Genomic DNA, 14,982 nt, shown 5'->3' with positions numbered 1-14,982 from the left:
CCGTGGACCACGTCGACTTCGGCAAATACCTCAGCCAGCAGCGCGAGCTTCGCGGCATGTCGCGCGAGGACGTCTCCCGGGAGACGAAGATTCCCCCCAGCCTCGTCGCGGCGCTGGAGGCGGGGCAGGTGGAGCGGCTGCCCGAGCGCGTGTTCGTGCTGAACTACATCCGCGCGTACGCGCAGGTCATCGGCCTGTCGCCGGAGGAAGCGGCGCTGCGCTACGAGGAGGTGGACCGGGCGGTGCCCGCGCCTTCTCCGGCGCAGCTCGAGAAGGCGCGCCGCAAGCGGGCGTACGTCATCCTGGCCATCCTCCTGGCGGTCGTGCTCCTGGGCGCGGGGCTGTTCCTGGTGCTGTCCGGGAAGCTTCCGCCTCCCGCCGCGCGTTGACGAGGGATCATGGAGCGGTACGCCGACGACGCGTTCGTGCTGTCCACGGTGGACTACGGTGAGTCCGACCGGCTGGTGACGCTGCTCACGCGCGAGCACGGCAAGCTGACCGCGTTCGCCGCGGGCGCGCGCAAGAGCAAGCGCCGGTTCGCGGGAGCGCTGGAGCCGTTCATGCGGCTGCGCGTGCAACTGGTGGAGACGCGCGGAAGCACGGTGCGGATCGATTCGGCGGACATCGTCACGGGCTTCTACGCCGCGCGCGAGGACCTGTCGCTCATCGCCCGGGCGCTGTACGCGGTGGAACTGTGCCGCGAGCTCACGCGCGAACACGAACCGCACCCGGAGCTGTTCGAGCTGGTGGAGGGCTACATGCACCGGCTGGACGCGAAGGAGGCCGGGCCCACGTCGCTGCTCGCGTTCGAGCTGGCCGCGCTGGCGCAGGCGGGGTTGATGCCCCGGTTCGACTCCTGCTCGCTGTGTGGCGGTCAGCCCGGCGAGCGGCCCCGGTTCGACCAGGGCCACGGTGGCGCGGTGTGCGAGCCGTGTGGCGGACGCGCGCGTGACTCGGTGCCGGTGCCGGTGGCGCTGCTGGCCGGCCTGCGCTCGCTCCAGGAGGGTCAACGCACGCCGCTGCCCGCGGACCTCCGTGCGCGGGCTCGTGGCCTGCTCAACGTCTTCATCGCGCACCACGTGGGCCGCAAGCTCAAGAGCGTGGACTTCATGGCGCAGGTGGGCCTGGACTGACGGGTAGCACGCGGTCCCCAGGGGGAGCTGTCATGCACGAGGCCGGGCCGCTGGACGTGGTGTGTGTCGGCGAAACGCTGGTGGACTTCCTTCCCGTGGCCGGCGGCGCCACGCGCGTGCGGGACGTGGAGGCCTGGAAGCCATCGCCGGGAGGTTCCCCTGCCAATGTCTCCGTGGGGCTCGCGCGGTTGGGCCTGCGCTCGGCGATGGTGGGCGTGGTGGGCTCCGACGAGTTCGGCCACTTCCTGCGAGACCGGTTGGCGGCGGACGGCGTGGACGTGAGCCGCCTGCGACAGGTGGACCACGCTCGCACGGGCCTGTTGTTCGTCTCGCTGGACGCGCATGGCGAGCGCAGCTTCACGTACTTCCGGACGCGGTCCGCGGAGTTCCTGCTGGACGACTCCGACGTGGACGGCGACTTCGTGCGACGCGCGAAGGTGCTGCACTGCGGCTCCAACTCCCTGCTCCTGCCGGAGGCACGCGAGGCCATGGTGCGCATGCTCACCCTGGCCCGTGAGGCCGGGATGCTGGTGAGCTGTGATCCGAACCTGCGGCTGCACATGTGGACGCAGCCCGAGGAACTGCAGGCGCTCCTGGGACGCATGCTGCCTTTGTGCACGGTGGTGAAGCTGTCCGAGGAGGAGATCCACTTCGCGACCGGCGAGCACTCGCCCGAGGCGGCCCTGCACGTCCTGGCCGCGCGGGGCGTGCGGCTGCCCGTGGTGACGCTGGGACCTCGCGGCGCGGTGTTCCTCTGGCGGGGCGAGGTCCTCTCAGTGCCCGCGCCCCAGGTGACGGTGGTGGACACAACGGGCGCAGGGGATGGCTTTGTGTCCGCCATGTTGAGCGGCCTGGTGCGTTGGTACGGCGACGCGAGCTCGCTGGAGGGCGCGACACGCGAGGAGCTGGTCGCGCTGATGTCCTTCGCGGCGGGCGTGGGGGCCCGGGTGGTGACGAAGCTGGGCGCGGTGGCGGCGCTCCCCCTTGCATCCGAAGTGGAGGGGCTTCTGCCCGCTCAACCCGCTACGCGACGCATCGCGCGCTGACGGGAAGCGCCGTTCCGGGTCAGGCTCGCGTGCTTCGCTGCGTCCTGCGTGGCCCACCATCCCATCCAGGAGGGATCGATGAGCGACACCCGTGAGGCTTCTTCCTCCGCCCCGGCTCGCGTCCGGGGACTGGAGCAGATTGACCGGCTGTCGGTGCCCCTGCCGCATGGCACCGAGGTCACGACCCGCGTGGAGCGCGTGGCGTCCGGGGGACGCCGTATCCCCCAGGGCGTGGTGGGCCGCGTGGTGCGCGCGCATGACGGCGGCTTCGACGTGCAGATCGTCGGCGTGGGCGAGGTGTGGTTCGCGCGCGACGAGCTGGTGCCCCGGCGCACGGGACAGGTGCAGTTCGCCCAGCGGCGCGAGGCGGCCTGGAGCGCGCTGCGACCCTGCGTGGTGCTGGAGACGCGCGTGGGCAGTCACGCCTGGGGGCTCGCGGATGAGCGCTCCGACGTGGACGTGCGCGGTGTGTTCGCGCTGCCGCTTCCGTGGACGCTGGGCCTGGGGCAGCCACCGCAGGACCTGGTGAGCGCGGATGGCAGCACCACGTACTGGGAGGTCCGCAAGACGGTGGAGCAGGCGCTGCGCGCGGATCCGAACACGCTGGAGACCCTCTTCGTCCCTGGCGCGACGGCGGTGGACGAACTGGGCACCTGGGTGCTGGAGGCGCGCGAGGCGTTCGTCTCCAAGGCCATCTTCGGCAGCTTCGGGCGCTACGCCATGAGCCAGCTCGACAAGCTCACCCGCAGCCAGCGGCTGGCCGAGCACCGCGACCTGCTCCTCGCGTGGCTGTGCGAGGAGCCCACGCCGGACCTGGACGAGGTGGCCCGTCGCCTGGCCGCCGTGTCTCCCCGTGCCTCGCCCACGCCCGAGGACGCGGTGCTCGCCGCGAAGACTTACGTCAAGCAGCTCTACCGCTCGCTCTGGGACCAGGGGCTGCTCGCGTCGAACGACTTCGCGGCGCTCACGGCGTACGCGCGCGGCGGAGGCCAGCGTCCTCCGTCCGCTCGGGAGCTGCGGCCGAAGAACGCGTACAACCTGCTGCGGCTGGTGTCGCTGGCGACGGGCTGGCTGCGCGACGGTGTGCCCACGTTCGAGGCGACGGGGGCGTTGAAGGCGCGGCTGCTCGACATCAAGGGGGGACAGGTGCCCCTGGAGGACGTGCTGCGCGACGCCGAGGCGATGGCTCCGGCGTTGGAGGCCGCGCACCGCGAGAGCCAGCTGCCGGAGCATCCGGACTACGCCCGCGCGGACCAGTTGCTGCGCCGCGTGGGGGACGAGGTGGCTCGGCGCTGGGTCTTGAAGACGCCTGGACCGCTGGGCCGTGACGCGCCGGAGGCTCCGGCGCTGGAAGGAGGGACGGAATGAAGGGCAGGGTGACGGAACATCAGGAGCGCATGGCGGACCGCGTGCTGGACGCGGAGTCCCTCCTGCGCGAGCACCTGGTCATCTCGCTGTCTGGCGCGCATGCGTACGGTTTCCCGTCGCATGACAGCGACCTGGACCTCAAGGCCATCCACATCGCGCCCACCGCCGCGCTCCTCGGCCTCCAGCCCCGGCACGTGCCGGCGGAGCGGCTGGAGGTGCTGGAGGGCGTGGAGGTGGACTACTCGTCCAACGAGCTGCAGCCCGTGCTGCTGGGCATCCTCCAGGGCAACGGCAACTACATCGAGCGCGTGCTGGGTGCCATCACCGTGCGAGCCCTGCCGGAGGAGCTGGAGGCGCTGCGGCCCCTGGTGCGGGCCGTGCTGTCGCGGCGCATCCACCGGCACTACCGCGGCTTCGCGCAGGGGCAGTTCCGCGAATGGGAGAAGAGCGGATTCCGCTCCGTGAAGAAGTTGCTGTACGTGCTGCGCACCACGCTCACCGGAACGCATGCGCTGCGCACGGGCGAAGTGGAGACGGACGTCACCGTCCTGCTGGAACCGTATGGCTTTGGTGAAGCCCGCACGCTGGTGGAGCGCAAGCGGAGCGGTGAGCGCATCGAGCTGACCGACGCGCTCAGCGAGCAGTGGCAGCGGGAGGTGACGCGCGCCTTCGCGGTGCTCGACGCGGCGGACGCGGCCTCCGTGTTGCCTCTGGAGCCACAACCGTCGGCCGTGGCCGCGCTCGAAGGCTGGATGCTCGACGTGCGGCGACGGCGGTTCGGCGCCTAATCCGCTTTCACCGGGCTCCGGAGGCCGGGGTGGGGGCCGTCTGTAAAGACGGTCATCGACCTGGGAGGGCATGGCGGGTAACATCCGCCCTGCCATGAGCACGCAGGGAGTCGCCGGAGACGATCCCGACCGGGGGCGGCGCATCGGAAAGTACGAGATCCTCACCCGCCTCTCGATGGGCGGGATGGCGGAGTTGTTCCTCGCGTACACCTCCGGCCCCGGTGGCTTCCGCAAGTTCGTGGCGGTGAAGCAGATCCTCCCCGACATCAAGAAGGACGACCAGTTCGTCAAGATGTTCCTCGACGAGGCGCGCATCACCGCGGCCTTCTCGCACGCGAACATCGGACAGGTGTTCGACCTGGGTGAGGAGGACGGCGAGCTGTACCTCGCCATGGAGTTCCTGCCCGGCCAGAACCTGGAGCAGGTGGTGAAGATGGCGGAGCGGCGCAAGTACGCGCTGCCGCTGGGCTTCAGCGCGCGCGTGATTCGCGACACGTGCCTGGGCCTGCACTACGCCCACCACTTCATGGATCCGTCGGGCCGCCCCGTGGCGGTGGTGCACCGCGACGTGTCCCCGAAGAACGTGATGCTCACCTACGACGGCGTCGTGAAGGTGATCGACTTCGGCATCGCCAAGGCGCGCGGCAAGCTGGGCCGCACGCAGGTGGGCACCGTGAAGGGGACCAGCGGGTACATGTCCCCGGAGCAGGTTCGCAACAAGGACCTGGATGGCCGCAGCGACCAGTTCTCCACGGGCGTGATGCTCCATGAGCTGCTGGCCGGCCAGCGCCTGTTCAACGCGCCCGGCGAAGCCGCCGTGATGATGCAGATCGTGGACGGGGACATTCCCGCGCCGCGCTCGCTCAACGCGGCCGTGCCGGAGGCCCTGGAAGCAGTGGTGCTCAAGGCGCTGTCGCGCGATGCCACCCAGCGCTTCGGAACCTGCCGGGAGATGGGGCGCGCCATCGAGGCCACGCTGGGCTCCGAGCTGTTCGACGAAGACCAGATGACCGCCGTCATGGGCGAGCTCTTCGAGGAGAAGCGCCAGAAGACGCGCACGCTCCTGGAGCTGGCCAGCCGCGCCGAGGACGCCCGCGTCAGCGAGGCCGCCGGTGCGCTCCAGGTGGAGGAGGGCGGTGAACAGGCCTCCGCCGCGGCCACCGCGCAGGTGCAGTCTCCGCACGCGGAGGCTCCAGCCGCGGACGTCGCGGCGTCCTTCAAGCCCACGCCCGTCCGCCGCACCGCGACCGAGTCCGCGGCGCCCGCGCCCCGCGCCACCCCGCGTCCCGCCAATGAGGCCGTGGAGGCCCGCGCCTCTCGCGTCAACACTCCCACCGTGACGCCGCGAGCGCAGCGGCCCTCGGGCTCGGATGGGACGCCCGTTCCCCGGGTCATCCGTCCTCCCGCTGACGCCGTGCGGCCCTCGCGGGCTCGTCCCAGCGCGCGCCCCGAGCCCACCGAGGCCCGCGACGCGGCCGAGTCCGACGGGCTGATGGATCCGCCCAGCGAGCTCCAGACCCAGCGCTTCAAGGCCCGTCCGGTGCGCGGCACCACGCGGCCCTCACGCCAGGTGGAGGAAGAGGAGTCCGTTGAAGCGCCCCCCGTGGCCCCGCCCGCTCGCGAGGGCTCCGGCTGGGGCATGCGGTTGTTCCTGCTCCTCATCCTGGGCGGCGTGGTCTGGCTGGCGACGCTCGAACCCGTGCGCCGCATGTTCATGCCGGCGTTCGACTCCGCGAAGCAGTGGGTGAAGGCGGAGATGGATCCGCCTCCGCCCGTGGACCCCGCCGCGAACGGACAGTGGCCGCCGAAGCCCTCCGGTCCTCCGCCGGGCTTCGTCCAGAAGACCACCCCCGAGCCCGAGCCCGAGCCGGTGGTGGCGCCGCCGCCCACGCCCGAACCGGTGGTGGACGCGACGCCCGTCGACACGAAGAAGGCCCCCGCCGGCAAGGGGGGACGCAAGACGAAGCCTGCCGCCACGACGGAAGCGCCCGCGGTGGCGAAGGTGGAGCCGCGCCCCGCGAAGCCCGAGCCCTCGGAGCGGCCCCCGGAGCCCGTCACCACCGTGACGCAGGTGGAGAACCCGGAGGTGCTCGACACGACCACCTCGAAGGGCGCGGCGAAGGCGGGCCTGGGCTGGCTGACGCTCTACACGGTGCCGAAGAACGCGGCGGTGTTCGACGGCGCCACGCAGCTGGGCACGTCCCCGCTGATCAAATTCCCCCTGCCCATCGGGACGTACCGTTTGCGCGTGGTGGACCCGCAGGACCCCGGCGGTACGAGCAAGCTGTTGTCCGCTCCCATTCGCCCCGGAGAAGTGACGAAGCTGCAGATTCGACTGGCCGACCTCCCGGCCTACTCGGACTGACCGCCGTCCTTGACGCTCCTGGACCCCCTCACTAGGGTCCGCCGCGTTCCGCCTTCGCCTTCGACGCACTGCGAGAAGGACTCGCCAACATGTATTTCCAGGACCTCATCCTCACGCTCCAGAAGCACTGGGCCGACAAGGGATGCATCGTCACCCAGTCGTACGACACGGAAGTCGGCGCGGGCACGATGGCCCCCTACACGTTCCTGCGCGCGCTCGGTCCCGAGCCGTGGAACGTCGCCTACGTGCAGCCCTCGCGGCGCCCCGCCGACGGCCGCTTCGGTGAGAACCCGAACCGCCTGTTCCAGCACCACCAGTTCCAGGTCATCCTCAAGCCCGCGCCCAAGAACGTCCAGGAGCTGTACCTGGAGTCGCTGCGGAAGATCGGCCTGGACCCGCTGGAGCACGACATCCGCTTCGTCGAGGACGACTGGGAGTCGCCCACGCTGGGCGCCTGGGGCCTGGGATGGGAGGTGTGGTGCGACGGCGAGGAGGTGACGCAGTTCACCTACTTCCAGCAGTGCGGCGGCTTCGACTGCCGCCCCGTGGCCGCGGAGCTGACGTACGGGCTGGAACGCCTGGCCAGGTATCTCCAGAACGTGGAGAGCGTCTTCGACATCGAGTGGGTCAAGGGCGTGAAGTACCGCGAGATCTTCCACGCGAACGAGGTGGAGATGAGCAAGTACGCCCTCCACGAGTCCGACCCGCAGATGCTCTTCACGCTGTTCGACGCGTACGAGAAGGAGTGCAAGCGGCTCATCGAGCGCCACCTGCCGCTGCCCGCGTACGACTTCGCGCTCAAGTGCTCGCACACGTTCAACCTGCTGGATGCGCGTGGCTCCATCTCCGTCACCGAGCGCGCCAGCTTCATCAAGCGCGTGCGTGACAACGCGCGCCTGTGCGCGGAGGGCTACCTGCAGATGCGCGAGCGGCTGGGCTTCCCGCTGACGAAGACGCCGTGGACGGTGGGCGAGCAGCCGCCGGTGTTGGAGGGCAAGCCCGCCAGCGACTACTGGAAGACGGTGCAGCTCAACAAGCCCGTGGAGAAGAAGGAGAAGACGGAGGTGGCCCGTGGCTCGTGACCTGCTCCTGGAAATCGGTGCCGAGGAGATCCCGGCGTCGTTCATCGTGCCCGCGCTGGAGGACCTGAAGCGCGTGCTCACCGAGCGCATGGCCGACGCGCGCTTGAAGCACGGTGATGTGCGCACCTTCGGAACGCCGCGCCGGCTGGCCGTCCTCGTTCGCGACGTGGCGGACTCGGGCGAGGACGTGACGAAGGAAGTCCTGGGGCCCAGTGCCAAGGCCGCCTTCGACGCGCAGGGCAAGCCCACCAAGGCGGCGGAGAAGTTCGCCGAAGGGCTCAAGCTGTCCGTGGACGCGCTCGGCCGCACGACGACGGCCAAGGGCGAGTACGTCTCCGCGCGCGTGGAGGAAAAGGGCCGTCCGGCGGAGGCCATCCTCCAGGACGCGCTGCACGCGGCCGTGCACGGCATCAACTTCAAGAAGTCCATGCGCTGGGGTGACGTGGACACGTCCTTCGCGCGCCCGGTGCAGTGGCTGGTAGCGCTGTTGGGCGACATGGAGCTGGCGGTGGTGCTCGGCGACGTGAAGAGCGGACGGGCGACCTACGGCCACCGCTTCCTCGCGCCGGGTCCCATCACGCTGAAGGCGCCCGCGGACTACGAGTCCGCGCTGGAGAAGGCGCACGTGCTGGCGGACATCGGCAAGCGCCGCGCGTCGCTCGTGGAGAAGCTGCACGCCGCGGCGACGGCGGCAGGCGGGCAGCTCATGGAGGACGAGGGCCTGGTGGACCAGGTGACGAACCTGGTGGAACTGCCGAGCCCCGTGGTGGGCAGCTTCGACGCGCGCCACCTGGACCTGCCGTCGGAGGTGCTGGTGCAGGAGATGAAGAGCCACCAGCGCTACTTCTCTCTGTTGGACGGGCAGCGGAAGCTGCTGCCGCGCTTCATCGCCGTGTCCAACACGCCGGTGCGCGACGCGCAGCTGTCCCTGCGTGGCTACGAACGCGTGCTGCGCGCGCGGCTCGCGGACGGGCGCTTCTTCTTCGACGAGGACCGCCGCACGCCGCTGGCCGACCGTGTGGAGAAGCTGGGCCGCGTGGTGTGGCAGGGCCAGCTGGGCACGTACCTGGAGAAGGTGGAGCGCTTCCGCTCGCTGGCGGGCTGGCTGGCCCAGGCCACGGGCAGGGCAGGGGAGGTGGCCACGGTGGAGCGCGCCGCCACGCTGTCCAAGGCGGACCTCGTCACCGGCATGGTGGGCGAGTTCCCGGAGCTCCAGGGCGTGATGGGCCGCGAGTACGCGAGAGCAGGCGGCGAGCCCGACGCGGTGGCGCTGGCCATCTTCGAGCACTACCTGCCCCGCGGCGCCGAGGACGCGCTGCCGTCCCAGGACGCGGGCGCGCTCATCGGCCTGGCGGACCGCCTGGACTCGCTGTGCGGCATCTTCGCCATTGGCAAGGCTCCGTCGGGCGCGGCGGATCCGTTCGCGCTGCGCCGCGCGTGCCTGTCCATCATCCGCATCGTGCTGGGGCGCGGCTACCGCTTCAGCCTCTCCGCCGCGGTGGACGAGGCGCTGCGCCTGCTGGCCCCCAAGCTGGCCAACGTGAAGCGCAAGCCAGGGGAAGCAGCCCCGCGCGAGCAGGTGCTGGAGTTCTTCCGCGGCCGCCTCAAGGCGCTGTGGGGCGAGCAGCACCGCACCGACGTCGTGGAGGCGGTGCTGGCCGTGGGCTTCGATGACCTCGTGGCGGCGAAGAAGCGCCTGGAGGCCCTGAGCGTGCTCGTGGGCCACTCGGACTTCCAGCCGCTTGCGGTGGCGTTCAAGCGCGTGGTCAACATCGTGGAGAAGCAGGGCAAGGACGTGGCCGGCGGGCAGACCAACCCGCAGCGCTTCACGGACGAGCCGGAGAAGAACCTCCACACCGCCTTCACCCAGGCGCGCGACAAGGTGGGCGCGCACGTGCGCGCGGACGACTTCGCCGGCGCGCTCAAGGAGATCACCGGCCTGAAGCCCGCCGTGGACACCTTCTTCGACAAGGTGATGGTGATGGCCGAGGACAAGGACCTGCGGGAGAACCGCATCCGGTTCCTCACGGAGATTGGCGCCCTGTTCAACCAGGTGGCGGACTTTTCCAAGATCCAGGCCGAGACCGCCGCTGCCTGAGCCTGGCCGCCGCTTCACCGCCGGAGCGTGCCCGTTCCCCCACCAGGGGGGCGGCGCACGCCTTCCGGACGGGGGCGGATGTCGGCGGGAAGGCGACCGGGAATAGTGGCCCCCCTATTCAGTTGCCCGGCGCAGGGCCGCGTTCCTACACTCCGCCCCCCTCTGATGCGCCTCTACTTCCTGACCCCCGCGCTGCTGCTCCTCGGTGCGTGTTCGATTGAATCCGAACCGAACCCGCCTCCGTCCACCCGCTTTGTCTACCCCAGCGGGGTGGCGTTCTGGCGCCCTCCAGCGGCGGGCGGGCCATCCGCGAGCAACGGCTATCTGTTCGTCGCGAACGCCAACTTCGACAACTGCTACGACTCCGGTTCGGTGGTGGCACTGAACCTGGACACGCTGAGCACGCAGGTGGACGGGCAGACCGTCATGGTGCCCCACCTGGGCAGCGTGCCCCCGGACGCCTCGCTCGCCTTCGAGGACCTGTCCTCCGCGGACGAGTCGCTCGTGCAGATCCGCAGCTTCGCGGGTGAGCTGGCCATGTGGGTGAACCCGGCCACGGGTCTGCCACGCCTGTTCGTGCCCTCGCGTGCGGAGGGCAACAACCTGAACGCGGTGGACGTGAGCCTGGAGGCCAACGGCGCTCCGGTGCTCACCTGCGTGCAGGGCGGCGTGGACTGCCGCAACGGCGCGCTGTCGCTCACCGAGGACATCCCGTCGTCCCTCAGTGACGAGGGCCGGCCGGGCCTGCCCCGCGCTCCGTCGCCCATCGGCGTGACGGTGGATGAGGCGAGCGGCAACCTGTATGTGACGCACTCGGAGGCGGCGGACTCGCCCGCCAAGTCCAGCACCAACTTCGAGAGCTACCTGGCCACGCTGAAGCTGGACAACCCCACGCGTGACTCGCTGGGCTTCATCTCGCTGTCTCCCGAGGGCTACCTCTACGGCGGCTCGGATTCGGTGACGGTGGGGGCGGGCTACCTCTACGTGACGGGCCGCAACTTCGTGGCCGGCATCAGCGGCACCGTGGCCGGCAACTACGTGCTGCGGCTGGTGGACAAGAACGACCCCGGCACCATCCTGGAGCCCTCGCTGCAGTCGGAGTACCGCATCCGCGAGGCGCGCGCGGCGCGGGTGGTGCCCCGTCCGGTGACGGCGGCGGAGCTGGCGGCGCGTCCGAACTTCGTGCGCGAGCGGCTGTACATGCTGGCGCGCGGCCCGGACACGCTGCTCACCCTCGACTTCGAATACGACGCGGTGCCGGGCACCGCCGCCACCCAGCCCTTCTTCCGGGTGGTCTCCGCGGTGCCCATGCCCGACGGCGTGAGCGACATGCAGATCATCTCGCGGACTCCGGGCACGTCCAACGCGGACACCCACATCATCGCGGTGACGAGCACCGGCGACAGCGCGGTGTCCCTCTACGACGAGGCGCTCGGGCAGGTCGTGGCGCAGGTGCCGCTCGTCAACGAACTCAACCAGACCAGCAACCCGTCGCAGGCCTTCGGGCTGACGGTGGACAACCCCGCCGGGACGAACGCGGCGCGGCTGTTCGTGACCAACTTCGGTGACAGCCAGGTGGCCATCGTGGACATCCCCGACCTGTCGCGTCCCCAGGACGCGCGGGTGGTGGCGAAGCTGGGCATCCAGCAGCAGCGCGATCCGAACCAGGGCACCAGCGTGTGCCAGGAGAACTGACCTTGAAGCGCGGCTTTCTTGCTGCCCTGTTGCTGAGCGGCGCGAGCCTCGCGCTCGCCTGCTCCGACACCACCTCCACCGCGGGCGCCGCCGGTCTGTCCGGCACGTACGACGTGGTGCTCTCCAACCAGCTCGTCTTCGTCACCTCCCAGGACCGGGATGAGCTGCGCGTGCTGGACCTGACGCGCACGCCGCGTGAGTTCATCCCCGCGCCCAACCCGTTGGAGCCCCTGGCCATCCCTGTCATCGCGCGGCCCGACTCGCTCACCCGCGACGTGGGCTACAACGACAAGGGCGAGGACGTGTCCGGCCCGTATATCTACGCGCGCAGCTCCGGCGGCCGCGGAATCTCCGTGGTGGCTGCGGACCGCGCGCGCCTCAACGAGGTGACGCGCCTGGCGACCGGCCAGCTCATCACCGCCTTCGCCGCGCACGCCCCGGTGGTGGAGGGCGCCCCGAGCGTCCTGTACTACGCGCTCCAGACGCGCCCGGAGGCCGCCGAGCAGCTCTGCGGCCCCTTTGGCGGCGGGGTGGTGATGCGCCAGGACCTGCCCGGCCCGGAGGGCTTCGACGCGGCCACGCTGCCTCCCGCGCTGCCCGTCTTCTGCCTCAAGCCGGCGGACACGGTGATGTCCATGCTCACGCTGCCCGCGCGGGCCGACCGGGTGGACTCGCTGGTGGTCGCCATCCGCAACGTGTCCGGCACCAGCCGGCTCGTGCGCGTCGTCGCGGACGGGGCCTCCGTGGAGATTCCGTACAAGCGGCCGCGTCCGGCGCCCTACGCGGTGCCCAACTACGCGGACCTGGTGGACATCCCGGCGCGGCTCGTGGCCACGCACCCCAGCTACGAGGTTCAGAGAGCCAAGGTGGAGGGGGTATGCCCGGCCGGCACCCAGGAGAGGACCCTGGAAGACGGTACGACGATTTGCATCGAGGCCTGGCCCGCGGGCCGCTTCGTCTTCGTGGTGCTGGATGAGCTGACGTGCAACTCGTCTGACTGCGAGGGCGTCATCGCGCTCGACAACGGGCCGAAGCCGGTGGAGGAGCCGTCCCCGGCGCCGGTGCTCGCGCGCGACATCACCGGAGCGGCCATGCTGACCCTGCGGCCGTCCGCGGGTCTGCCCACGGGCCTCACGCTGCGCACGGGCCTGGAGGTTCGCGAGCTCCTGGCGGACAGCGTGGCCTACCTCACCGCCATCCCGCTCCTGGGCATCATGCCGTCGTCCGACGGGCGGATCACCCTGTTCCGCGCGGACGAGCGGCGCCCGTTCAACCTGGACCGCAACTCAAACAACACGCCGCTGAACTCGTCGGTGGTCGCGGAGCTGCGTGACAACAACGAGCTGGCGCGCACGGACCAGTTCCAGGGCATCACCGTGGTCCAGCCCGGCTGCCCCCAGGCGACGGATTCGACCAACGTCACCGCGTTTCTCTGCAACGGCTCGGTGCCCAACGGGACGTACCGCTTCGTCTTCCAGGGCGTGCTGCCCGGACTGGTCGGCCTCTCACGCGACCTGACCCAGGAGGATCCTCCGCTCCTCGTCGAGACGACCCTGGCGACGGCCCGCGGCGTGAGCGCCGGCGACTCCATCATCCTGGCGAACAACGCGGGCGCCTGCGCGGCGGTCATCCCCATCCTGCGCCTGGAGGATCAGGGCAATGGCCTCACGCGGCTCTTCCCGGACCTGTCCGACCCCGCGGTCGCCGCCGCGGCGGAGCCCTGTTCGTCGTATCCGTTGTTCACCGTGCGCGCGGGCCCGAACGTGAAGCCCTTCGTGCTCTATGCAGGCGCGGAGACCCGCGACACGTACCTGCAGCGGCTGAGCGTCAACGAGACGTACACGGTCTCCACCTTCCTGGACTACTACTACCACCCGGACGGCTTCGACCTGGGCCTGGATCCGCCCAAGTCGCCCACCACCTACGTGCCCGCGCCGTTGTCGCTCACGATGACGCCGACCATCGGCGCGGGGAGCCGGCTGGCGGCGGGTGACCGCTACGTGGTGACGCTGCTGCCGCGCTTCCGCCGCTACGTGTTCGGCGTGGACACCAGCCAGTCGAGCGGCCTGGCGGTCTACACCCTGCCTGCTTCCGTGGTGGCCACGGACGTGGCGGGGGCCAGCCTCGCCTACGTCGCGTACCCCTCCGCGGACGGCGTGCTCCAGGTGGCCCTGGAGTCGATCACCGACAACCTGGACAACCTCACGTATCTCCGGGCGTTCCAGTAACTGGGCGCGCCCGAGCGGCTCTGCTATCGTTCCCCACGTCCAGCATTTCCCGAGCCAAGAACGATGATCGATCAGAACTCCCGTCCCGCACGCAAGGTCGGCATCGCCGAGCACCTGTGGGAGACGTACGAAGAGATGGCCCAGCAGATGGGCTCGGATCGCGACGCGCTCATCAACCAGGCGTTGTTCATGTTCGCGCGTCTCAACGGCTTCATCGACGTGAGGACGAAGGGCGAGCCTGTCGTGGCGGCGGTGCCGGCCGCCACGCCCGCCCCGGCCGCGCGTCCTGCCGCCGCGCCGCCTCCTGCCGCCGCCAAGGGCGCTCCACCGGTGCTGGCCGCCGCGCCGCCGCCCGCACGCGCAGCCGCGCGCAATGTGGAGGAGCGTCCGTCCTCCAACGGGCTGGACAATGATCCGGTGCGCCGCGAGGTCGCCGAGCGCGTCCTGGAGACGGCCGCCGAGCTGGAGCGGCTCATCAAGGGCAAGAACGAGCCGCCCCCGCCCTCCGCGGACGACATGATCGAGGACGAGGAGGATCCCCTGCCGGAGCAGGAGGAGCCGCCGCTCGACGACATGCAGGACGAGCCTCCCGAGGAGGCCGAAGAAGAGCCGATGGAGGAGCCGGACGAGGAGGAGGGCGCCGCGCTCTACCTCGTCCTGGAGTCCGGCGAAGAAGAGAAGATCGTCAAGGACCGGTACGTCATCGGCCGTGGCAAGCACTGCGACTTCGTCATCAACTCCGGCAAGGTGTCGCGCGAGCACGCCGTCATCGCCCGCGACGGCGGCGACTTCTACATCGAAGACCTCGGCTCCTCGAACGGGACCTGGTTCAACAAGCAGCGCATCAAGCGCCGCAAGGTCGAGGACGGGGACGAGTACTTCATCTGCAGCGAGAAGATCCGCCTCGTCATCCACTGAAGCCGGCATGACGCGGGGCCCCACGGTGCGATGGCCTTGTTCAGGATTTGACGGGCTTGGGGCCTCCATTGTTTGATGGGGGTCGCCTGCTCCCCATGGGAGCAGGTGCCGAATGACACCTGCTCAGCTCGCGCTTTGGACGATTCTGGGAGTGGCCCTGGTGATTGCGGTGGTGACCGACGTGCTGCGCCGGCTCATCCCGAACGCCGTGACCTATCCGCTCATCGTGTTGGGGCTCGGGGTGCGCGGTGTGTCCGAAGG

General features: G+C 70.4%; 11 protein-coding genes and 1 pseudogene. All 12 read left to right on the top strand.

All coding sequences use genetic code 11. From position 1 onward, the window contains the following. The first annotated feature begins 2 nt into the window (after nucleotides 1–2). Nucleotides 3–389 (top strand): RodZ family helix-turn-helix domain-containing protein, encoded by a 387-nt coding sequence (locus D7Y11_RS24085; protein ID WP_120596202.1) that lies wholly within the window; start codon nucleotides 3–5, stop codon nucleotides 387–389. A gap of 9 nt (nucleotides 390–398) precedes the next feature. After that, the gene (gene recO, locus D7Y11_RS24080) at nucleotides 399–1,133 is read left to right on the top strand and encodes a DNA repair protein RecO (RefSeq protein ID WP_120577871.1); all 735 of its coding nucleotides are present in this window, start codon (nucleotides 399–401) and stop codon (nucleotides 1,131–1,133) included. Nucleotides 1,134–1,165: 32 nt separating this feature from the next. Next, complete coding sequence (locus tag D7Y11_RS24075) at nucleotides 1,166–2,179, top strand: carbohydrate kinase (RefSeq protein ID WP_126934895.1); 1,014 nt, start codon at nucleotides 1,166–1,168, stop codon at nucleotides 2,177–2,179. 78 nt (nucleotides 2,180–2,257) lie between these two features. After that, a complete protein-coding gene (locus D7Y11_RS24070) occupies nucleotides 2,258–3,547 on the top strand; it encodes a nucleotidyltransferase domain-containing protein (RefSeq protein WP_126934894.1) in 1,290 nt (429 codons plus the stop codon). After that, nucleotides 3,544–4,335, top strand: a complete 792-nt coding sequence (locus D7Y11_RS24065) for a nucleotidyltransferase domain-containing protein (protein ID WP_172808449.1) — start codon at nucleotides 3,544–3,546, stop codon at nucleotides 4,333–4,335. Before D7Y11_RS24070 ends, D7Y11_RS24065 begins: the two co-directional genes overlap by 4 nt. A gap of 94 nt (nucleotides 4,336–4,429) precedes the next feature. After that, entirely contained in the window at nucleotides 4,430–6,700 is a 2,271-nt protein-coding gene (locus tag D7Y11_RS24060) for a serine/threonine-protein kinase (protein WP_126934893.1), read from the top strand. Between the two features lie 89 nt (nucleotides 6,701–6,789). Beyond that, nucleotides 6,790–7,782 carry a glycine--tRNA ligase subunit alpha gene (glyQ, locus tag D7Y11_RS24055; protein ID WP_120577875.1) on the top strand — a complete coding sequence of 331 codons (993 nt, stop codon included), beginning with the start codon at nucleotides 6,790–6,792 and terminating at the stop codon, nucleotides 7,780–7,782. Further along, nucleotides 7,772–9,880, top strand: a complete 2,109-nt coding sequence (gene glyS, locus D7Y11_RS24050; RefSeq protein ID WP_126934892.1) for a glycine--tRNA ligase subunit beta — start codon at nucleotides 7,772–7,774, stop codon at nucleotides 9,878–9,880. Before glyQ ends, glyS begins: the two co-directional genes overlap by 11 nt. Before the next feature lie 165 nt (nucleotides 9,881–10,045). Continuing rightward, entirely contained in the window at nucleotides 10,046–11,575 is a 1,530-nt protein-coding gene (locus D7Y11_RS24045; protein WP_126934891.1) for a hypothetical protein, read from the top strand. Nucleotides 11,576–11,577: 2 nt separating this feature from the next. Then, nucleotides 11,578–13,803 carry a hypothetical protein gene (locus D7Y11_RS24040; protein ID WP_126934890.1) on the top strand — a complete coding sequence of 742 codons (2,226 nt, stop codon included), beginning with the start codon at nucleotides 11,578–11,580 and terminating at the stop codon, nucleotides 13,801–13,803. Nucleotides 13,804–13,866: 63 nt separating this feature from the next. Next, complete coding sequence (locus D7Y11_RS24035; protein WP_126934889.1) at nucleotides 13,867–14,721, top strand: FHA domain-containing protein; 855 nt, start codon at nucleotides 13,867–13,869, stop codon at nucleotides 14,719–14,721. 112 nt (nucleotides 14,722–14,833) lie between these two features. Further along, a pseudogene (locus tag D7Y11_RS24030) lies at nucleotides 14,834–14,982 on the top strand (prepilin peptidase); the annotation flags it as partial.

Origin of the sequence: Corallococcus sp. AB018 (genome assembly GCF_003986945.1) — a bacterium.
GTDB lineage: Bacteria > Myxococcota > Myxococcia > Myxococcales > Myxococcaceae > Corallococcus > Corallococcus exiguus.
The sequence above is the reverse complement of the archived record's forward strand: the minus strand, read 5'-3'. Positions and strand labels throughout refer to the sequence as shown.

What these genes read in the sequence shown, in the direction of transcription:
- D7Y11_RS24075 (WP_126934895.1), top strand. Translation starts at nt 1,166, where the DNA reads ATGCACGAGGCCGGGCCGCTGGACGTGGTGTGTGTCGGCGAAACGCTG.
- D7Y11_RS24065 (WP_172808449.1), top strand. Translation starts at nt 3,544, where the DNA reads ATGAAGGGCAGGGTGACGGAACATCAGGAGCGCATGGCGGACCGCGTG.
- D7Y11_RS24070 (WP_126934894.1), top strand. Translation starts at nt 2,258, where the DNA reads ATGAGCGACACCCGTGAGGCTTCTTCCTCCGCCCCGGCTCGCGTCCGG.
- D7Y11_RS24035 (WP_126934889.1), top strand. Translation starts at nt 13,867, where the DNA reads ATGATCGATCAGAACTCCCGTCCCGCACGCAAGGTCGGCATCGCCGAG.
- glyQ (WP_120577875.1), top strand. Translation starts at nt 6,790, where the DNA reads ATGTATTTCCAGGACCTCATCCTCACGCTCCAGAAGCACTGGGCCGAC.
- D7Y11_RS24060 (WP_126934893.1), top strand. Translation starts at nt 4,430, where the DNA reads ATGAGCACGCAGGGAGTCGCCGGAGACGATCCCGACCGGGGGCGGCGC.
- recO (WP_120577871.1), top strand. Translation starts at nt 399, where the DNA reads ATGGAGCGGTACGCCGACGACGCGTTCGTGCTGTCCACGGTGGACTAC.
- D7Y11_RS24045 (WP_126934891.1), top strand. Translation starts at nt 10,046, where the DNA reads ATGCGCCTCTACTTCCTGACCCCCGCGCTGCTGCTCCTCGGTGCGTGT.